Origin of the sequence: Rhizobium sullae (assembly GCF_900169785.1) — a bacterium.
GTDB lineage: Bacteria > Pseudomonadota > Alphaproteobacteria > Rhizobiales > Rhizobiaceae > Rhizobium > Rhizobium sullae.
In genome coordinates this window covers 63476-83686 of the sequence record NZ_FWER01000033.1, presented here as the reverse complement: position 1 = coordinate 83686, position 20211 = coordinate 63476, and the positions used below count along the sequence as shown (strand labels likewise).

Genomic DNA, 20211 nt, shown 5'->3' with positions numbered 1-20211 from the left:
GCTTGATCAGGCATGCCTGAAAAATGGTGAGGAGACACCGTCATGCAGCATACCCGCGAAACCTTCGACTGGGCCGATCCCTTCCGGCTTGTGGAGCAGCTGACCGACGAAGAGCGCATGGTGCAGGACACAGCGCACGCTTATGCGCAGGAGAAGCTCACTCCCCGGGTGCTCGAAGCCTTCCGCCATGAAAAGACCGATCCGGCGATCTTCCGCGAAATGGGCGAACTCGGCCTGCTCGGCCCGACGATTGCTCCGGAATACGGCGGAGCGGGTTTGGGTTATGTCGCCTACGGCCTGATCGCCCGCGAAGTAGAGCGCGTCGACAGCGGCTACCGTTCGATGATGAGCGTGCAGTCGTCGCTCGTCATGGTGCCGATCGAGGCCTTCGGCTCGGATGCGCAGAAACAGAAATATCTGCCCAAGCTTGCAGCCGGCGAGTGGATTGGCTGCTTTGGGCTGACCGAACCGAACCACGGCTCCGATCCGGGCTCGATGGCGACGCGCGCCAAAGAGGTCGATGGCGGCTACAGCCTCATGGGCACCAAAACTTGGATCTCCAATTCGCCGATCGCCGACGTCTTCATCGTCTGGGCCAAGACGGAGGACGGCGTGATCCGCGGCTTCATTCTGGAAAAGGGCTGGAAGGGTCTTTCGGCACCGGCCATCCACGGCAAGGTGGGGCTGCGCGCATCGATCACCGGCGAGGTCGTGCTCGACGAGGTCTTCGTGCCGGAGGAAAACCTGCTGCCGAACGTGACGGGCCTGAAGGGTCCGTTCACCTGCCTGAATTCCGCCCGTTTCGGCATTGCCTGGGGCGCGCTCGGTGCGGCAGAGGCCTGCTATGCGACGGCGCGGCAATACACGCTCGACCGCAAGCAGTTCAACCGGCCGCTGGCCGCCAACCAACTGATCCAGAAAAAGCTTGCCGACATGGCAACCGAGATTTCGCTCGGCCTGCAGGGGTGCCTCAGGCTCGGCCGCATGAAGGAGGAAGGCCACCCGCCGGTGGAACTCACCTCGATCCTCAAGCGCAATTCCTGCGGCAAGGCGCTCGACATTGCGCGCGCTGCCCGCGACATGCTCGGCGGCAATGGCATCTCCGACGAGTTCGGTGTCGCCCGCCACCTCGTCAATCTCGAAGTCGTCAATACCTACGAGGGCACGCACGACATCCACGCGCTCATCCTCGGCCGCGCCATCACGGGAATCCAGGCCTTCGCGAACTAGCGTCCCGTCCTTCGGCGCCAGAGCGTGTAGGCGACCGAAGCAAGCACACCAACCACGATGCCGAGCGCAACGTTGCCGTAGACGGCACCGAGCCCCACGCCAAGCGCAATGCCGATCGCGATCGGAAATGCAAGATCCTTGTCCATTCGATGCTCCCTTCGCATTTTGCAGATCGGCCATGGAGCGAATTGCAACCACTCGGAGATTGTGCCACGCTGCCGTCGTTGCAACGGCCCGATTGGGGGAAGGGTCTGTCATATGCTTCTGTTTCTTGCTTTCTTGATTGGAATTGTTGCCGGCCTCAGAGCCATGACTGCGCCAGCTGCTGTCGCCTGGGGCGCCGCACTCGGTTGGTTCGACGTCTCTCAGACACCTCTGGCCTTCATGGGCTACCGGTGGACGCCGTGGGTTTTGACCCTGCTTGCCGCCGTCGAATTGATAACCGACCAACTGCCGACGACGCCGAGCCGCAAGGTGCCGATGCAATTCGGTGCGCGCATCATCATGGGTGCACTGGCCGGTGCCATGATCGGCGCACCGGGCGGTTCCCTGATAGCCGGTCTTGTCGCCGGCATCGTCGGCGCAGTCGTTGGCACGCTCGGCGGCGCCACCATCCGCGCAAAACTCGCGGCCGCTTTCGGCAAGGATTTGCCGGCAGCACTTATCGAGGATGCCGTCGCCATCGGCGGCGCGCTGCTGATTGTGGGGGCTGTGCCATGAAAAATTATGACGCGATCTTCATCGGGGCCGGTCAGTCTGGACCCTTCCTCGCCGCCCGCATGGCCGGGAAGGGCATGAAGGTGGCGCTGATCGAGCGCAAATATCTCGGCGGCACCTGCGTCAATGCCGGCTGCATGCCGACGAAGACGCTTGTTGCCAGCGCTCGTGCTGCACATGTCGCCCGCCGCGGCGCCGACTACGGCGTAAAGATCACCGGTGGGATCGACGTCGACATGAAGATCGTACGCAAGCGCGCCGAGACCGTCATCATGGATGCCCGCAACGGCCTGATCGGTTGGTTCGACGGTATGGAGACGGCGGACGTCGTCTACGGCCAGGCGCAATTCACCGGCCCGAAGACGGTTTCGGTCAATGGCGAGACGCTGACCGCGCCGCAAGTCTTTCTGAATGTCGGCGCCCGCCCGGTCATTCCGGATTTTCCCGGTCTTAAGGATATCGACTACCTCACCAGCACGTCGATAATCTACCTCGACACGCTGCCACGCCATCTCGCCGTCATCGGCGGCAGCTATATTGGCCTCGAATTCGCGCAGATGTACCGCCGCTTCGGCGCCAAAGTCACCGTCGTCGAACGCGGACCGAAACTTGCCTCCCGTGAGGACGAGGATATCTCCGACGCAATCGAGGACATTCTGCGCGCGGAAGGTATCGCAGTTCACACGAATGCGGATGGTATCGCCTTTGCGAAGAGAGGCGATGGCGTTGACGTCAGCACTGGCGCCGGCAGGCCGGCAATCGGGGCCAGCCATGTGCTGATTGCAACCGGCCGCAGGCCGAACACCGACGATCTCGGCCTCGATGCCGCCGGCGTTGCGACGGACAAGCGCGGGTACATCACAGTCGACGACAGGCTGATGACCAATGTCGAGGGCATCTTCGCGCTTGGCGACTGCAACGGCCGTGGGGCTTTCACGCATACTTCCTACAATGATTTCGAGATCGCTGCGGCTAACCTGCTGGATGGCGGCGACCGCAGGGTGAGCAGCCGCATTCCAGCCTATGCGCTCTATATCGATCCGCCGCTCGGCCGTGCAGGCATCACGGAGAAGGAAGCACGCTTTTCCGGCAAAAAGATCATGATTTCGACACGCCCGATGAGCCGCGTCGGCCGCGCCAATGAACGTGGCGAGACGCAAGGTTTCATGAAGATTATCGCGGATGCTGAAACCAAGCAGATCCTCGGCGCCGCGATCCTCGGCATCGAGGGTGACGAGGCGATCCACGGCATCATCGATGCAATGAATGCCGGCACGACCTACCCTGCCCTGCAATGGTCGGTGCCGATCCATCCGACCATCTCGGAACTGATCCCAACGGTGCTGGGAGATTTGAAGACCGTCTGAGCAGTCCACAACGATCTGCAGCGCTGGCTGCCGCGTGAACGCAGCCGAGGTGTGATTGTCCGCTTGTTACCATCAACGACTTCGGCAGCAGGAAAGATGCGCAGCCGGAATTCTTCGGCGATGGCATGTCGTCCCATCAAATGCGGCCTTCTAAAATTTGATGGGAACCGTTGATAGTCGGGGGATGAATGGGCATCGAATCTGCCAGTAGCGCTCCAGCGGAGCTTTCGTTCGATCTATGCATTGTCGGGGCCGGCGCAAGTGGCCTGACAATAGCATCCAATTTCCTTAAGAGATCCTTGTCGGTTTGCGTGCTTGAAAGCGGCGGCGTCGATGGACAGGGACAGCCGAATTTTTCGGGTGACGGCCATGACGGCGGACTCCCATATGCTTCGTTGGCGACAACCCGCTTGAAGGGTCTTGGCGGGAGCACGCAGCAACTGGGATGGGGAGGTTTCTGCAAGCCGCTGGATCGACAGGATTTTGTCGAAAGGACATGGGTCGGCAATAGCGGCTGGCCATTCGATCTCGAGCACTTGGGTCCCTATTATGAGCGCGCCTGCCAAACGCTCGGTCTCGGGGACGTTAGCCTTCTTGGCGAGCGTCAGCGATTGTTTCCTGCGCAATCGCCGATCATTGCGACTGATTCCGTTGGATTGTGTAATAATCACCGGCTTGGACGTCATTTTCGTGAGCCCGTCAAAAGCTCAACGAGCGTTGATTTATTTTTTGATGCAACGGTTCTCAGTTTGGAGTTTGCGCCGGGGCAATCCACGATAGCAGCGGCCCTCTGCATAGATCGTCACGGAAGGACGTTTCGAGTGAGGGCCCGCGCCTTCGTCATTGCAGCGGGCGGGATTGAAAATGCCCGGCTCTTGATGATTTCCAATCTTGCCGCACAAAGAGAACCCGGCTTGGTTGGTCGATATTTCATGGATCACCCTCGCTTTACAATCGGGACCCTGTTCCCGTCGAATAAATATGTCCAAAGAGTTTTCGCACGACTCGACCGTGTCCGCGTTACGAGACGCCACCGCATGGCGCGGACATTGGGGTGGCGCGACGCCGGCGGCTATGTGGTTAATGGCCTGACGCTGCCGTTCGAAATTCATGCGAAGGAAGCGCTGCTGAACTATCGCGCATGGGTAGAGCCATGCTTTCTCGGTCAGAGCCAGCGCGCCTATGACGATTATCGGCTATCGCTCCTGAACGCGCGTGATAGGCTCATTCTATCAGGTCGGGGGGGCTTTCCCTCAATATCACCGAAGCATATGACGTGGACCAGCGGAATGCATCTGCTCAGGCCGCCTTCACTTGTTCGCGGCTTTCGACTGCATCATTTCATCGAGCCTGAACCTTGCTTCGAAAGCCGGCTCGCGCTGTCAGACAAGAAAGACCGCTACGGCCTGCCCCTTGTGTCGCTGTCCTGGCATCTATCTGGGTCTACCCTCGACAGCCTGAAACGTACAATTGCCATTTTGCAGAACGAGATGCGCGTCAGCGGTCTCGGAGAACTTCTTGTAACCCAGGAAGAATGGGACGTTTTGCAAAATCCAATGTGGACTTGGCATCATATGGGAACAACCCGAATGCATGACCATCCCGCGCGCGGCGTTGTCGACCGCAATTGCCGCGTGCATGGGGTTTCAAACCTTTTCGTGGCAGGAAGTTCCGTTTTTCCAACCGCGGGGAACGACACCCCGACCCTCACGATCGTGGCTCTCGCCCACCGCCTTTCCGATCATCTGAACGAATTTGCCAGCTGACCGCTCGCCTTCCATTTGGCAATGCCTGCTTCGAGCTGCATTGGATTGAAATCAAAGAGTTTCCGCGCTCTCAATATACTGAGCGGAGCAAAACCTGCGTTCTTTGCAACACCGCGTACTGTGATCAGGGCCGGATCGGCGCCCAGCGCCTCAGCAAGGATGACAGCCGCTTCGAGCGAGGAACGCCCGGCACCTGAACCAACGTTGAGCAACCCGTCGAACGGCGCCTCGATCATCTTGAGCGCGAGTTCCACGACGTCGTCGACATGAATGAAATCGGCAGTGTAGACACCGCCCTGATCGATAATGACGGGAGTATTGCGCACAAGATTGGCGATGAAGGTGGGCAGCATTCCGCGCGGATGCATTCCGGGTCCATAGACAGATCCAAGACGCAGGATGGTCGCAACAACCGTCCCTGCGCGCGCCGCCGCCGCCAAGCAGAGTTCACCAGCGAGCTTGCTCGCCAGATAATAGGTTGCCCGCTCCACGGGATAGGCGGGCGAATCCTCATGCGCCGGCACCTGGGAGCGGGTATAAACCTGACCCGAGCTAAAATGGATGATGTGACCAATCCTTTGCTGGGCTGCATCCGTTGCAAGTTGAAGGGCGGAAATGGTATTGTTTTGGAAGCAAAGTGGCGCCGCTCCAGGGTCGCTTAGGTCGTTGGGAATCACTGCGGCAAGATGAAATACCGCTTGCACATCGCGAAGCTTCGGCAGTGGCTGACCTAAGTGCCAGGGTAAAATCTCAAGTGATTTGGAACGCGGAACGGAGCATCGTGTTACGTCCCGAACGAGCGCGACGACGCTAATTCCCCTCGAAAGCGCCGTTCGTGCTAACTTGCTTCCAATGAAGCCGGTGGCCCCCGTGATGGCGATCTTCATCATTGTCGTGGTTCAAGTAAGTCGCTGTTCATCAAAACGGTCTCCGACCAATGACGAAGCACCGTCACGGGCAGAACCGCTGGTTGGATGATGGGCTCATCAAAAAGGATGTGCCGAATGCACATCTCGACTTCGTTGAAACCGGCGTGCACGCGTATGCCAGTGGTCCCGGAGAAGCGGCCGTTAATTTCAAAGATTCTGACGGCTCCATCGTCAAGACGGAACTGAAAGTTGGCGGGGCCGAACGCGTTCAATATCGTAGCCGCGCGTTCTACGGCCTCGTTGAGTTCACCGTACGGCTCAGCGAATGCGCGGTATGTGTTACCGTCCCGCAGGTCGCGGCGCATGACAATAGACGCGGCGCACTTGCCCTCAAACGTCAAAGTTCCGGCCGTATACTCCGTCTCAGGCGTTCCGACGTATTTCTGAATGACACAGCAAGGCTGTTCATCAATTGCGGCCTGCAGTTCGCCATCCGAGTGAATGACGCGTACTCCGATCGAGCGGGCGCCGACGCGTGGCTTGACGATGAGCGGAAATCCGACCGTTGCGATGAGGTCATGTTCGTTGCCCGGTAGACATGATGGAACAAAACCCAAGCCTTCGCTTTCGAGAAACTGAGCCGTCAGCCACTTATCGTCCGCAATTTCAACGACCCGCGGCGAGCTGATGATGACGCGCGTGCCGTAGGTCGCTTCAAGAAATTCCCGGTGCGCCGCAAAAGCGTGAAGCTCGACATCGGTGCCTGGAATAACGACGTCCGGCCGCTCGCGCTCAATGACAACGCAAATCCGTTCGAAGTATGCGGGATCGTTGGCCATCGGAATGAGATATGGCACATCTCCCCAATACAGGCCGACGGCGAGAGGGCTGGGATCGGCAACGACGATGGTGGCATTCAAATTTGATCGCTGAAGGCTGCGGATAATGCCTTGTCCAAGGAGCGCCCCAGCGCCAGTGACGAGTACCTTCACCGCCCAACCCCCATAGTTCTCAGAATATCCCGGCACTGCCCGAGCTGGTCGATGCGATGCGCGTCGGAGCCGATCGACACGATCGGATCGATCTGCCGACAAAGTTCGACGAACGTCGCAGTGTCGACCAGATATGAAGAGTTTATTTCGATTGCTATTCCTCGCTCGAGCGACGCTTCCATCATTTGCGCGAAGTACTCGGCGGGAAAAGCCCCGTGGCGGCGCTGATACATGCCTCCTGGATGGCCAAGCACGTCGATCGGCGCATGTTTGATCAAGCCCATCGAAAGCTGGAACTCTATGGCCGCTGTCTCGGCCGCAGAGATTTTATTGAAGTCAAGGTAGTCGCCATTCCCGTCGGGAAACCGATGTACGACGCCCAATACGATATCTGAGCCCTGCTGCACCGAGGGCGATATATCAAGTGTTCCGGCTTCATCCAATGCCTTGGCCTCCGATCCTACAAAGACCTTCATGGCAGGATAGGCATGTGCGATTTCTCTTATCTCTGCTGCGAAGCTGTCAAACCAGTCAGTTGATCGTCGAACATGTTCAGTAAATGCAATGGCGCCAAGGCCGATGCGAGCGGCTTCTTCCAGAATTGCAGCAGAGCTTGCTTGCCCGTCTGTCCAGTTTGTATGGACCTGATATTCGACGTTGACCGCCGAGGGAGTGAGTTCACTATACCGGCAAAATACTGGTTTTGGCATCTTAAGCATCCGCCGCGCTGAGCTTTGGTGCATCTGCTGTCGCACGCTTGACGGCAGTTGCGACGATCTCTGCGTTCGCGCGCATCGTTCTTCCGTCGATCGTGGGGTCGACAAGGAAGGCCAAACTCGTCTCACCCAACATCTGGGCCGTCGACAGGCGTTCCTTTGGCGAAAGACCGAGATCAGAAAAACATCTCTCGAGATATATTTCGGAGCAACTGCCGGAAAAGCAGGGAACCCCTTCGGCGTTGATCTCGGCAATCAGACGATCCCGGTCATGGCCGGCGCTGAGTTTATCGGGCCTAACAAAGACATAGAAGCGGTAGTAGGCATGCCGCAGCCGGGGTTCCGGGACTGGCACCCGCAGCGCATCGATTTCTGAGAGCGCCTCCGCCAAGATTGCAGCGTTTTTGCTCCTAATGTCGCGCGACGAGGAAAGCCGCTTCAGTTGGTGCAGCCCCAGCACGGCTTGGATCGAGGTCATTCGAAGGTTCGTACCAATTGACTCGTGCAGCCAACGAAACCCCGTTTGGTCCTTGGTTCTTATGACCGTGTCGTAGGATTTCCCGTGATCTTTTCTGCTCCAGGCCCGCGACCAAAGCGCGTCGTCATTCATCGAGATGAGCCCACCTTCTCCTCCCGTCGTTATGATCTTGTCCTGGCAGAACGAAAAAGCCGCGATATCGCCAAAGCTGCCAACGGGCTTTCCGTCGATTTCAGCCCCATGGGCTTGAGCACAATCCTCGATCACCCACAGTCCATGCCGCCGGGCGAGGCGCATAATTTCGGGCATGTCGCACGGCCAACCGGCAAGATGGACCACAATCAGACCCTTTGTGTGCGGGGTTATCTTCGCTTCGATGGAAGCAGCAGTGAGGTTCTGGCTCTCAGGATCGACATCGGCAAAAATCGGGACGCCGCCACTGAATGGTACGCATGCACCGGATGCAACAAAGCTGCGGGGCGTGACGATGACCTCATCGCCCGGCGCCAAGGCGAGCGCGAACAGGGCAAGATCGAGCGCGACGGTTCCATTCGCGAGCGCAATGGCCCGTCGGTTGCCGAGGAATTCCGCATAGGCTTGTTCGAAAGCCTCGACGTAGGGCCCTGTCCAGGCGTTTACGCGACCCGATCGCAAGACCTCGGCCACCTCCTCGATTTGCTCTTCGCTATAAACTGGCCACTTTGGCATCCTTCCCTCGCTTGCCGGTCATCGGCACTGATCCGAATTCATCCTCAACAGACGCATCTAACAAGAACAAAGGCTTCCGCGGCACGTCTCAGCACGGTAGCCCCTCGCAGGGTCGCGAGCGCCCGCAGGCTTTCGATTGACCGCTCATGCGGCGCATCGCGGATCTGGGACGCGTAGCACCGCATTGCTTCAAGCTTTCGCTCCAGATGATCTTCGATGTCGACAAAGACATTCGGCACGAAAGAGGGTGTGAGATAGGGAGCGTTCCAGTTTGTTTCCGATAACGTCTCGTAGGCAAGGATAAGTGTCGGATATTGCGGCTGATGGGGGCGTGCGCCAACAAGACAGGAGGCAAAGATGAGCTGGTGGTCCAGATGCATGTCACCGAGGAATGGGATGATGAGCGTTTGCGGGCGCAACCGCGCGATCAATTCGCCCAACGCGGCATTGAGCGTGGAATGTGCTATTTCGGAAAGCGCTGCGGCTGGAAAGCCGAGCCAGACGGTTTCCTTGACCCCGAGGAGTTCGAGAGAGCGCCTGCATTCTGCCTGCACCTTGGCGACCATGGCTGCGGAGAAGGCGGGTGGCTTTCCTTCGGTGACGATCGCGACAAACACGTCGTTCCCAGCTGCCGAAAGCTTCGACATCGTGCCGCCAGCGCCGAGCACCTCATCATCAGGATGAGGTGCGACCACGAGTGTTGTCCCGAAAGCAGCGCTGTTCATTCCGCTTCCCCAAGAACTGCGTGACGCGCAATTTTGCGATCTGCCGGTGTCGTCCATTTCGTCACTTCGACGCATTCACCGTTGCCGCATCGAACGACGAAACCACCGGTGGTTAGTGTCTGGATCTGCCCAGGAAGACCGATGTAGCGATGGCTATGCGCGTAAGGCCGAGCGGTCCAGATAGACAGGTGCTCTCCGTCCATCGTTGTAAACGCGCCGGGATAGGGATCGCCAACCGCCCTGATGAAAGTCAGAACCCGGTCTGCATCCGCATGCCAATCGATCTTCCCATCTCGAGGCCGGCGGCGCGCGCAGTAGGTGGCATGGTCATGGTCCTGCGGCGTTCGGGTCGCGACGCCTTGGTGAAAATCATTCACGATTTGAGGAATAAGCTCGCGAATGGCGCTCCGTTGCCTATCGTAAAGACTTCTCGCGGTTTCGTCATTTCTCAACCGAAAGCGCTGCTGACGCAGTATGTCGCCAGTGTCGATGCCATCGTCGATCCAAAAAAAGCTAGCGCCGGTTTCCTGTTGATGGGTCAGGATTGTCCACGGAATGACGGCTCTGCCCCTCAGTTTCGGCAACAAAGAAGGATGAAAACCTATGCAGCCCAGGCGGGCCGCTTCACGAAAGGGTGCTTTGCAGACCTGGGACCAACCGACGATGAAAATGATGTCAGGGTTCAATTGCCGAACCTCCGCTACAATCGGGGCAGAGTTCACATCCTCTGCGTAAATGATCGGGAGGGTGGCGCTTACGGCCTGGGAGATATCGATCGCGTCAGAATGCCGGCCCAAGGCCTTTCGGGGTAACGTCACGACTGCGGCAGGGGCAGTCTGTGATTCCAAGAGAGCTTCAATGGCAGCAACTGTTGACTCCACCGCTCCGACGACAACGATACGCATGGTTTAGCCTTTCGGGTCCAATCCAACTCGCAAACAGGACAGTATCGTCGGCTGGGTTTCAGCCTTCTGAACATTGTGTTCATTCACCACCTCGCCCAACACCAACGTCTTGAGCGTCATCGCCACAATCAATACGTCAAGCGCAAGGTTGTGCTGTTCGACATACCAGATATCCAGAGCGAGCTTCTGCATGTCGTTCAGGCGTGTGTTGCCGTTGACCTGGGCCCAACCCGTCAAGCCCGGCTGCACCCTGCAGCGAAGCTGACCGATGGCGCCAAGATCACTCAGCGTTTGAATAGGCAAGGGCCGCGGTCCAACAAAAGACATCACCCCTGCCAGAACCAGAATAAGCTGCGGCAGCTCGTCAAAGCGAAGACGTCTGATGATGGCTGTCAGTCGCGTTTGCCTCAAATGGTCAGGAAGCAGGTCGCCTTTCCCGTCTCGCTCATTAGACATCGTGCGAAATTTCAAGATCGAGAACGGCCGCATTGAAAGGCCTGCTCTCACCTGGCGGAACATAACCGGCCAACCCAACGCGAGATACGTCAGCGCAGCGACCGTCAAAAAGATCGGCGAGCAGATGATCAGAACAAGAGACGAAAGCAGGATGTCGAAGATCCTCTTGCTGACTGAGCTTTCGTTTAGGAGCTCGCTGCGACCTCGCGCGTCCCGGAAGTCACCTGGTGCCACCACTTCATCCCCCGAGGCGTTATATTCCAGCGATCGCGACGATGACCGCGTCGCCGGGCAGAACTTCGGTTTGTGCATCCGCAGGCATTGCCTGTCGGTTCCCGTCCACTTGACGTCTTATCTGATAGGAGAAAGTGATCTTGTTCTTGGCCGCGTTTTCTGTTGCCGACGCCGCAGCCATCAGGAAGAACTGTTCTTCAGCTGATTGACGTTCCGCGATCAACTTCTTGATCGCTACATCCCGCTCTTGCTGTTTCAGCAAAATGTCGTTCTGACGGTCTGCCTGAAGCTTTGCTAGGTCTAATCGCAGTCCCCCAAGCTCGCGCCGTGAACGCGACATGTCGGCGTAGATTTGCAACAGACTTGCCTTTTCCCCAGACGCGGCCGTCTTTGCCCGCAGCCATTCGGCAGAGGTATTCAGTTGCTTCTGTCGCAGCTCGTCCGCACGGCCAAAAACTGCTTCGGTTGTCGCAACCAGCTCCTTCTGCTCCACCTCCAGCTGCTGAAGAATCTCAAGTCCTTTTTCTGCTTCCTTGATGCCTTGGGAAAGAATATCGATCTGAGACCTGCTGGTCGCTAAATCCGTTTCCAGAATCTTTTGTTCTATTTCGACTACTGACTTTATTGAAACATCTTGGACAAATTTCTTTGCGATCTCAGGTACATCGTTCAAGTCTACCTTATCGCGTCCCTCAAGCTGGGCAACCAATCTTGCGGCGTAGACGGCCTCGTGAACGATTTGAGCGTCCGAGCCGTCGATCTCACCGCGCAACCGGGCCCGCGCCACAATCCGGTCGGATGGATTGGTGACGTCAGTCTGGGTTCCACCTGCAAGTCCGATGGCCTGTTCAACCGTCAGGCCAGGGTAAAACGGAAACGATCCAGGGCTGTTCACTTCGCCCAGTACAAAGATCGGCCTGAACGTCGTGATGTTTAGCGCGATCCTCGGGTCCTTCAGAATGTCTTTTTCGACATACTGCGCGCGGAGACTGGCCAGCGCCTGAGTGACCGTCAGTCCGGCTATGCGAACATCTCCGATCAGCGGAAACTGGACGTCGCCGGCCGAGGTAACGGTCAGGGTGACGGGAAGCTCCGCGTCATCCAGAAAATCAAAGGTTACGGCGTCGCCGGCGGAGAGGCGGTAGTCATCCGCACCAGCTTTCGCGCAGGCCGCCGACATCGCCAGCGCTAAGAAGACACAGCCCAAAAAGGCTGGCCGGCGAGAAAACCCTCGCCAAGTAAAGATCGCTTGAAACATGGATCACCCTCGGCCAAGAGATAGTGCGCGCGCACGCCGTCGCATGCCCGACTTCGCCTCCAATATTTCAGCCCAGAATAAACGGAATTTGCGTTTTGTCGAGTATTGATTAAGAATGCATGCTCCTAAACGCTTAGTTTTGACTAAGACGACTGTCTTGTAACAATATGTGATACTGATTTTCTACATAACACTACTATCGATCTGGACTTGGCCGTCCTTATCGCCTTGGGCCTGGACGTCATCAAAGGAATGCCCATGTCAGCGTTTTCCCTCATTGCGAAAAAAGCGGATCGCTTCAGGGCAAGGGTTTTCAGCGAGCGCGATTTCGCCAAGCATTTAAGACAGATACTTCATCTCCTAAGCGGCAACTTTGTAGCGTCGATGGTTGGGCTTGTGGCCTTTGCCTTGACTGCCCGAGCACTGGGACCGGCGGATTACGGCATTCTCGCTCTCTGTTTTGCGTTCAGTCGCGCGATCGAGCGACTGGTCAGCTTTCAATCCTGGCAGCCTTTGATCAAGTTCGGTGCGCAGGCGATGGAGGATCAGCGAACTGAAGATCTCCGGCGGTTGCTAAAATTCGGCTTTGTGTTGGACGTAGGGGCTGCGCTCGTTTCTTGGATTGTCGCGGTTGGTCTAATCCTTTTTGCTTCGCCGCTTGTGGGGATCCGACCCGAAGTCCAAACCTTTGCCCTGATTTACTGCAGCGCCCTGCCGTTCCAGATTGCCGGAATGCCCACAGCGGTCTTGCGGCTTTTCGGTGGTTTTTCCACGCTTGCCTACAGTCAGGTCCTCGGTAGCTTCGTCAGGGTGCTTCTGTGCGGTATCGGGCTGCTGGCTGGATGGGGATTGAGAGAGTTCACGTTTATCTGGATGGGCATGCAGATCATCAGTTCCATGAGCATGACAGGGCTTGCGTTCCTGGAAACACGCCGCCGCGGCTATCAGAATATTCTGACGGCACCTCTAACGGGCATAACACAGAGCGTACCTGGATTGTGGCGCTTCGCGCTGTCGGCAAACATCTCTCTTACGATCCGCTCGAGCGCAAACGAGCTGGATACGCTCTTGGTCGGGTATCTGGCCGATCCAACAGCGGCCGGGCTTTACCACATAGCAAAGCGCATAGGCAGGATGGCGCAACAAGCCGGTGTACAAGTCCAAACCGTTGTGTACCCGGAGCTTTCGAGACTTTGGGCGACCCATTCAGTTTCGGCATTTCGCCGCATCGTACGGCAGACCCAATGGCTTCTACTCGCCGCCGGCATTTGTCTCATCGCCGTCGTGAGCCTGACGATTAAGCCTCTTTTGCTCTGGACAGCGGGCGCGCAGTTTATAGGAGCCGCACCTTTAGTTGTCGTCCAGGCCATCGCCGTTGTTATGGTGCTGAACGGCTCTGTCCTGCGGTCCGCATTGCTTGCAATGGGGCGCGAAAACGCCGTTCTTCGCAGCGTCTTGTTTTCCACCTTGGCATTTCATCTTACTGCCTTTGCGCTCATACCTGTCATCGGCCCCATGGGCGCCAACATCGCGCACATCACAATGGCATCTTTATGGATGCTTGCGATGTTGCTCCCCTATCGAGCCCACATTGCGGATAACGCAGGCGCCAATGATACGAGTGGATTAGGTTGATCTTTTCAAGCTGAATACGCGCAAGGATGCCAGCATGTTTCTTGCTATCGTCCAATCAATCCGCTTAACCGAGGATCCATGATCAGCGGCACTGTTTATAATCCCGCCGATAATGAATGCGTGGTTGAGGTTTAATCGCTCTACCAAGTCAACCAGCGCGGCTTGTCTCGTTTTATGAAGTACGCCAATCACGAATATCGAGTCGACATGCGCCGACAGCCAGATCGCGTCCTGGGCCGTGTCGGTGGCTGGTGTATCCACGATGACGAGATCGTAGTGTTGTCTCAAGGCGTTGAACAGTTCTCGGTATTGCTGCAGCGACGGTCGCCCCGTAAGAACGTCCAAGAAGGGATATGACGGCGAGCGTGTCACCATATGCTTGAGGTCGGAGCCGGCAATGGGGCTGTTGGCTAGACCCCGGCTTGAGGTTACACTGTAGGCATTCACTGCACCCGCCGAGAGGTCAACCAGGATCGTGCTCAAGCCTTCACGTTGAGCAGAAGCAGCCATGGCGACCGACAACATCGTCTTGCCATCGCGCCTCGATGTCGAGGTGAACATGACAACCTTGCTTCCTGGCGAGCTGTCGATCGTTTTCCAAGCCAAGCAAAGCGTGCGGGCCGCAATCGCCAGTCCAGAGTTCTCATCAGCCAGCAGTCTCGAGCCTGTCTCCTTCGCTACATCATGCTTAAGGGCACAGCCAGGGACGCTAACGATATTCGGCCGGCCTAGGATCGCCGAGACGGTCTTGGAAGAATGAATACGGCTGTCCAAATTGTCCAGAATGATCATCCCCATAAGGGCGAGAAGACTAGAACCGACAAGTCCCGCTCCAAATATAAATAGCGGCTGAGGAAAGGACGGTTGAACAGGCACCTCGGCGAACGAGGACACCATCGCAGTCGCTTTGAACTGTTCCCGGTCAGGGTCCAGAGCGCTCAGACGCAGTTCTACAGCATCATAACGCTTCTGCTCGCTCAGGAGGTCGCGCTCAAGTTCTCGTCTGCGGATTTCAGCTAGATTGCGGGACTGCACCCTGTCTTGCAATACCGACACTGCCTGCTCAAAATTCTTCACCCGAATGCTTGCCACCCTCGCGTTGTTTTCGAGTTCCTGGAGGATTCGGCTCGCCTCGTCGAGGATCATCTTCCGGTTTGAGGCAATCTCAGCATCGGCGTCGATAACAAGGGGATGGTTGTTGCCGAATTTAGACGTCAATTGTCCTCGCAGCCTCTGAAGACGGGCTCCCTCGGTTCGAAGGCTGGTAAGAAGATCGGACGTGACAACCTTGCCGATGTCTTCCTCGCCACCTGAGGCGAGACGGGCCTTAGCTTCGTTCACCTTCGCCCATTCTCCCGCCTCATCGACGCGTGCGAGTGTAAATTGCTCGTTCAATTGTTCGGTGCGGGCCCGAAGCAAATCATCCTTTGGATCAAAGGTGAGATCGCTCGTAGCAGTAAAGGCTGCTATCTCGCGTTCGCGTTTCGTAATTGAGACTGCCAGTTCATCTGACTGCTGACGCAGATATTTAATCGTCTCCGAAGTCGCAACTGACTTCAGATTGCTTGTCCATTCGACGTAATGCCGGGCAATCGCATCAGCGACGGCCGCCGCCTGGATCGGACTTGGTTGACGAACGGTGATCGTCAACGCCAAGCTGTCGCCCTTTCGATCGACCGTGAAGGTGCCGAGAAGCGTTGTAATGGCGCGATCACGTTGGGCAGTTTCGGAAATGATACGCTTTGTTGGAGAGCGGCGGCCGTCGCGTTCCTCGCCACCCAAAAACCAACCGGAGATCCTTCGAACAGCAAGAGAGAGAGCGTTTGGCTCGGCCACGCTCAGATAGGAATTGTAAAAGGGATCTGCGACCAGATTCAGCGCATCGACGACGGTACCCATAAAGACCCGAGACCGGATAATGTCGAGCTCGGTATCCATTGACGACTTATCGCGCTCTTGTTTTTGCGCTTCCACCACAGCTTCGTAAGGGCGCGTGTCATTCCGGTCAAAAACAATGGCCGACGTCGCTGCATATTCCGCGGGCAACGCAAAACTTAATAGCAGAGAGAGGAGCGCGCCAACCGTGATGACAATCGCTAAAAACTTCTTGTACCGCCACACGAGCGACCAGGCCTCTCCGGTCCCTCTGCTGCTTGAAAAGCGCTCATTGACGAATGGCGAGCTACCGTCACTGCTATTGTACGCAAAGTTACCAGCCGCACGTTCGGTCGTAAGCATACCGCCTCCGATGCTCATTCAAAACTCAACGCCAAAAACTCAACGCCAACGCATGTGATCGTTGCCCGAATTCGCGGATTCCCAGATCCGTCATCTGCTTCAATGGCCTGAAAGACTAGAAGATGCGACCTTTTTTGGCAAGAAAATCTCGTGATCCTAAAGACAATATACGATATTGTCGTAGTTATCTTATTGCTTAACAAAAGGTGACGGCAGCAAAGACTAGTATCGGGGGCGTATAATCATGTCTACCAAGAAAGTATTACAGGCCCGACGGGAGGACTTGGGGCTTCCTTGGCTGGCCCGTTCTCGTTTTAGGGAAAGAAACGGGTCACAAGTCGCTGATTGGGCTGAGAATTTGTCTGCACTAGCCGCCGTTTTCTTGTCGCCCATGAATTTTCTCCGGCTGCCGTTTTTCTACTTCACTCTCAGCGACGCGTTTGCATGCATCTGTCTTTTCATCCTTGTGCTGCGCGGCCGGCTGCGATTTGATCCTATCGGCGCGGTGCCGACTGTGGTTTGGCTGCTCGGATTGTGCATGCTGCTGACAGGACTGCTTGTGAGCAGCATGATCAACGGCGATCCATTGCGGGGCACCGTTTACATCGTTCAATATTTCTTCGCGTACTTCATTCTTCTTGTCGTCATCGGCAGCAGCGACCGTCAAAGGCTGCTGTTAATGTCCAAGGTTTACGTGGCGTCGATATTACTGATGTGCCTACACGGGGCATATGTCATCAACATAGTGGCCGAGACAAATACCACGTTCGTCAGCGGCAGTGGCCGCTTGACCGGTTTTGTAGAACGCGAAAACGAATGCTCCGCACTGATTGCACTTTCCGTTCCGATGCTGCTCACATTCTGCTTCGGCCGCGGATCCAGCAAGCTCGGCCTGCTGGCTTTACCCTTCATGGGCTACGGCGTGATGTTGACGGGATCCAACACTGGCCTGGCGTCTTTCCTCTTGGGTGTCGGCCTGTTCTGCGCCTTGACCTTGAATGTAAAACTTCTTGCGCCTATCGGCGCCTTGGGCGCCATTTTGATCGTAATTGTCGAGCGATGGGGCCGGGATTATCTTCCGGTCGCGTTTCAAAGGCGCGTTCTCGGCGCGCTGGAAAGTGGAGACCTCGACCAGGCCGGTTCCTTCCAACATCGCGTACAATTGATCCATGAAGCGATCGGCCGGACAAAGGATACTTTCCTCTTTGGGCTTGGCGCCGATCAGTACGCGCTGACCAGCGTATTAACGCAACCTGTGCACAACCTCTATCTTCTGTTGTGGACGGAAGGCGGATTTCTCAGCATGGTGGGCTTCATCGTGATGATTGGCGCAAGTTTCGGTCCTGCGCTGTCAGCCTGGCAACAGCCGGGAGGACGACATCTTGCCGCATCTGCAATCTGCACGGTCTGCCTTTTTCTCTTTTTGATCAATGCCTTCCCAAGCGTCTACGGCCGCTTCTGGGCGATGCCGATCATATTGACCGTAGCACTGGCGAACACTTGTCGCTATCAGTCTTCAAGGCGGATGCGTTAGACGAGCCCCATGCGCAAAAGCAGTGTCTTATTGACGTCGTGAACGTCAAATTTTTGCTGGGCAACGCGGCGCGATTCGAGACCCATTTGCGCCGCAGCCGTTGGGTCCCGGACAAAGCTTAGCATCGCATCCGCCAGCGCTTTGGCGTTTCTGGGAGGGACGAGAAGCCCATTCACATTTTGGATCACCGTCTCACGGCAGCCAGGGAGATCGGTCGTTATCACAGCCCTTCCTGTCGACAGTGCCTCTAGGATGCTGCGCGGAATACCCTCCCGGTAATACGAGGGCAGCACGAACACGTTGCAATCAGCCAGATAGGGACGAACATCTCTCGTCTCTCCCAGATATTTGATCACCCCTTCGCTGCTCCAGTCCTGGATTTGCTTTCTTGAAATTGCAGCCGGGTTGGGATCGAATTGGCCAAGCAGCCTGAACTCGGCGTCGGGAACAGTTCTCTTGACTAGCCGTGCAGCATCCACGTAGTCGTGGATGCCTTTGTCTGTCAGGAGCCTCGCGATCAGCAAGAAGACGCACCTGCCAGACGGCGGGGGCTGGTAGCCGAAGTGAACGAGGTCAATTCCGGAGCCTGGAACGCGGCAAATCTTGGTATCATCGGTGGTCATCCGATAATGCTTCACATCCTTATCGTCCGCTTCGTTATACGTGAAGATGACTTTCGCGCCACTCAAAGCGATGCGATACAATAGGACGCTTGCTGCTCGCATGAATTTGCCCTTCAGCGTGGCGCCGCAACTATCCGAAAACACATGCCCTAAGCCGGTGATGAGAAAGCATCGACTGGGAATTTTGGCGAGCCGCCCGGCGATGCCCGCATAGATAATCGGTTTCATGGTGTACGGCACAACCACATCCGGCCGGAGCTTGCGAAAATGCTTGAGTAACGCGCTGACGGTGGCAATATCCTGAAGTGGGTTGAGCCCTGCCCGCGCCATCGGGATGACGACGAAGGCAACCCCGATCTTTGCCAGATCGCCCCTGACGGCGGCGTCATCCTCCGGGCCGAAAGCAGTTACGGAGTGTCCCGCTTCAACCATCCGCTTCAGAAGTTCATAACGGAAATTGGTCAAAGAGGGAGAATAACTTGAGATGACTGCAATCTTGCGGGGAGCCGTCCCGACTTTTCCCGCCTCAGCGTAGTCCGGGCCTTCGCCTGGCCGGCTCCTAAGCTCCGATTCGACGCCATGCATTATTCGATCCACTTCGTCTGCGCTCCTCCAAGGCAGCCTCATAGAGGCACATGTGAGCGTCTCGATATTGTCTCAGCGAAAACCTTTGTTCGACCCGCTTTCGACCCGCCAAGCCACGCTTCGATCGTGCTTCGGCGGACTGGCTGAAAAGGCTCGCTACGACCTGAGCTTGAGCTTCCGGATCGCCGGGTCTGCTGATGAGATCATGGTCACCGATGAGCCAGGCACAATCGCCAATGTCGGTTGCAACAACGGGTACGCCACAAGCCATGGCCTCGGCAACCGAAAGCGGGAACGCTTCCCCCCAAGCAGATGACAAGACGAAAACATCAAACCCCGGCAACAAACTGGCAACGTCGCTTCGGGGACCTGGTGTCGTTAGCCGGTCCTCCAGGTCCATATCGCGTGCGAGCCGGCGCGCGGCTCCATCACTGTGACCTTCGCCAATGATCAAACCGTGCACATCGAACCCCTGGGTGCGCAGTTGCGCCAGTATTCTAACGAAACCCTCATGATTTTTCATCGGGTGCGCTCTCGCGACATTGCCGATTACCAGCCGTTCGGGAGGTATATTCAGTTCCGCACGAATACGCTCGCGAGCATTCGGAAGGGGGCGGAACGCCTCACAGTCAATTCCGTTTGGAATAATTACCCGTTTTGATGCATCGAATCCGAGGGCCTCATGCTGAGCGGCTGCGGTGCTGGAACAATAGGAGATGGCAGACGTCATTTTCGAAAGCCGCGCTTGCAGGCGGATGATGAACCGCGTCAGGGGCTTTTCCCTCTTTATCTCATCAAGAGAGTGGTGGACGCTCCAGATTACCGGCTGGGAAGCGCCCATCAGCGCAGCCGCGGATGCCGCCAAATTGCCATGGTACATCCATCCGTGCAGAAGATCGCTCGGCGTGGCTGCCATTACTGAGCGAAGGCGGGTGAGCGCTCGAAGAGACGTCATGGAGGTGTGCATGTCCAGTGCGTGAATGGGGACGTTGTTGGCTCTCAATAAGGCAGCAACCGGCCCAGGGCTCATAAGAGACATGACCTCTGGTAGATAGTCAGTACCACGCAGCTCGTTTACAAATCTCGCCAGCATATATTCGGCGCCGCCAACGTTCAGGCCGGTGATGCAGTTTAAAACCCGAGTGATCATTGCAAAATGCCGCCCCTGACGCGTT

General features: G+C 56.8%; 18 protein-coding genes. 6 read left to right on the top strand and 12 right to left on the bottom strand.

Annotated features, from left to right (window positions below; genetic code table 11):
* The first annotated feature begins 42 nt into the window (after nt 1-42).
* Nucleotides 43-1230, top strand: coding sequence for an acyl-CoA dehydrogenase (locus BN1800_RS25265; RefSeq protein WP_087001635.1), 1188 nt, complete (start codon nt 43-45; stop codon nt 1228-1230).
* On the opposite strand, the gene BN1800_RS41540 is transcribed toward BN1800_RS25265, so the two are convergent.
* On the bottom strand, nt 1227-1376 hold the full coding sequence (locus BN1800_RS41540; protein WP_165928173.1) for a hypothetical protein: 150 nt from the start codon (nt 1374-1376) through the stop codon (nt 1227-1229). The two genes, BN1800_RS25265 and BN1800_RS41540, sit on opposite strands and share 4 nt — an antisense overlap.
* Nucleotides 1377-1488: 112 nt before the next feature.
* Between BN1800_RS41540 and BN1800_RS25260 the strand changes: the two genes are divergently transcribed.
* The 3 genes from BN1800_RS25260 to BN1800_RS25250 all read left to right on the top strand — a co-directional run bounded on the left by BN1800_RS25260 (nt 1489) and on the right by BN1800_RS25250 (nt 5080).
* Nucleotides 1489-1950 carry a DUF4126 family protein gene (locus tag BN1800_RS25260; protein ID WP_087001634.1) on the top strand — a complete coding sequence of 154 codons (462 nt, stop codon included), beginning with the start codon at nt 1489-1491 and terminating at the stop codon, nt 1948-1950.
* Nucleotides 1947-3314, top strand: coding sequence for an FAD-containing oxidoreductase (locus BN1800_RS25255; RefSeq protein ID WP_087001633.1), 1368 nt, complete (start codon nt 1947-1949; stop codon nt 3312-3314). The genes BN1800_RS25260 and BN1800_RS25255 overlap by 4 nt, the downstream gene beginning before the upstream one ends.
* Before the next feature lie 188 nt (nt 3315-3502).
* Nucleotides 3503-5080 (top strand): FAD-dependent oxidoreductase, encoded by a 1578-nt coding sequence (locus BN1800_RS25250; protein ID WP_087001632.1) that lies wholly within the window; start codon nt 3503-3505, stop codon nt 5078-5080.
* On the opposite strand, the gene BN1800_RS25245 is transcribed toward BN1800_RS25250, so the two are convergent.
* From BN1800_RS25245 to BN1800_RS25210, 8 genes are read right to left on the bottom strand one after another with little or no spacing between them, the layout of a single operon-like run.
* Entirely contained in the window at nt 5056-5970 is a 915-nt protein-coding gene (locus BN1800_RS25245; RefSeq protein WP_087001631.1) for an NAD-dependent epimerase/dehydratase family protein, read from the bottom strand. The two genes, BN1800_RS25250 and BN1800_RS25245, sit on opposite strands and share 25 nt — an antisense overlap.
* Nucleotides 5967-6941, bottom strand: coding sequence for an ATP-grasp domain-containing protein (locus tag BN1800_RS25240; RefSeq protein ID WP_087001630.1), 975 nt, complete (start codon nt 6939-6941; stop codon nt 5967-5969). The genes BN1800_RS25245 and BN1800_RS25240 overlap by 4 nt, the downstream gene beginning before the upstream one ends.
* Nucleotides 6938-7651, bottom strand: a complete 714-nt coding sequence (locus BN1800_RS25235) for a PHP domain-containing protein (protein WP_425299066.1) — start codon at nt 7649-7651, stop codon at nt 6938-6940. The genes BN1800_RS25240 and BN1800_RS25235 overlap by 4 nt, the downstream gene beginning before the upstream one ends.
* Before the next feature lies 1 nt (nt 7652).
* On the bottom strand, nt 7653-8843 hold the full coding sequence (locus BN1800_RS25230) for a DegT/DnrJ/EryC1/StrS family aminotransferase (protein WP_087001628.1): 1191 nt from the start codon (nt 8841-8843) through the stop codon (nt 7653-7655).
* Nucleotides 8844-8887: 44 nt separating this feature from the next.
* A complete protein-coding gene (locus BN1800_RS25225) occupies nt 8888-9568 on the bottom strand; it encodes a PIG-L deacetylase family protein (protein WP_087001627.1) in 681 nt (226 codons plus the stop codon).
* On the bottom strand, nt 9565-10473 hold the full coding sequence (locus BN1800_RS25220) for a methionyl-tRNA formyltransferase (RefSeq protein WP_087001626.1): 909 nt from the start codon (nt 10471-10473) through the stop codon (nt 9565-9567). The genes BN1800_RS25225 and BN1800_RS25220 overlap by 4 nt, the downstream gene beginning before the upstream one ends.
* Nucleotides 10474-10476: 3 nt before the next feature.
* Nucleotides 10477-11163 carry a sugar transferase gene (locus BN1800_RS25215; protein ID WP_244564628.1) on the bottom strand — a complete coding sequence of 229 codons (687 nt, stop codon included), beginning with the start codon at nt 11161-11163 and terminating at the stop codon, nt 10477-10479.
* A gap of 19 nt (nt 11164-11182) precedes the next feature.
* The gene (locus BN1800_RS25210) at nt 11183-12421 is read right to left on the bottom strand and encodes a polysaccharide biosynthesis/export family protein (protein WP_051336618.1); all 1239 of its coding nucleotides are present in this window, start codon (nt 12419-12421) and stop codon (nt 11183-11185) included.
* 258 nt (nt 12422-12679) lie between these two features.
* On the opposite strand from BN1800_RS25210, the gene BN1800_RS25205 reads away from it, so the two are divergent.
* Complete coding sequence (locus BN1800_RS25205) at nt 12680-14056, top strand: lipopolysaccharide biosynthesis protein (RefSeq protein ID WP_051336628.1); 1377 nt, start codon at nt 12680-12682, stop codon at nt 14054-14056.
* Here BN1800_RS25205 and BN1800_RS25200 read toward each other — a convergent pair.
* Nucleotides 14048-16294: a GumC family protein gene (locus tag BN1800_RS25200; RefSeq protein WP_179213881.1), complete on the bottom strand. Its 2247-nt coding sequence runs from the start codon at nt 16292-16294 to the stop codon at nt 14048-14050. The two genes, BN1800_RS25205 and BN1800_RS25200, sit on opposite strands and share 9 nt — an antisense overlap.
* 244 nt (nt 16295-16538) lie before the next feature.
* On the opposite strand from BN1800_RS25200, the gene BN1800_RS25195 reads away from it, so the two are divergent.
* Nucleotides 16539-17828, top strand: a complete 1290-nt coding sequence (locus tag BN1800_RS25195; RefSeq protein ID WP_087001623.1) for an O-antigen ligase family protein — start codon at nt 16539-16541, stop codon at nt 17826-17828.
* Here the strand turns inward: BN1800_RS25195 and BN1800_RS25190 are convergent.
* Nucleotides 17825-19036: a glycosyltransferase family 4 protein gene (locus BN1800_RS25190; protein WP_087001622.1), complete on the bottom strand. Its 1212-nt coding sequence runs from the start codon at nt 19034-19036 to the stop codon at nt 17825-17827. The genes BN1800_RS25195 and BN1800_RS25190 overlap by 4 nt on opposite strands.
* Nucleotides 19011-20186 (bottom strand): glycosyltransferase, encoded by a 1176-nt coding sequence (locus BN1800_RS25185; RefSeq protein ID WP_087001621.1) that lies wholly within the window; start codon nt 20184-20186, stop codon nt 19011-19013. Before BN1800_RS25185 ends, BN1800_RS25190 begins: the two co-directional genes overlap by 26 nt.
* Nucleotides 20187-20211: the final 25 nt, after the last annotated feature.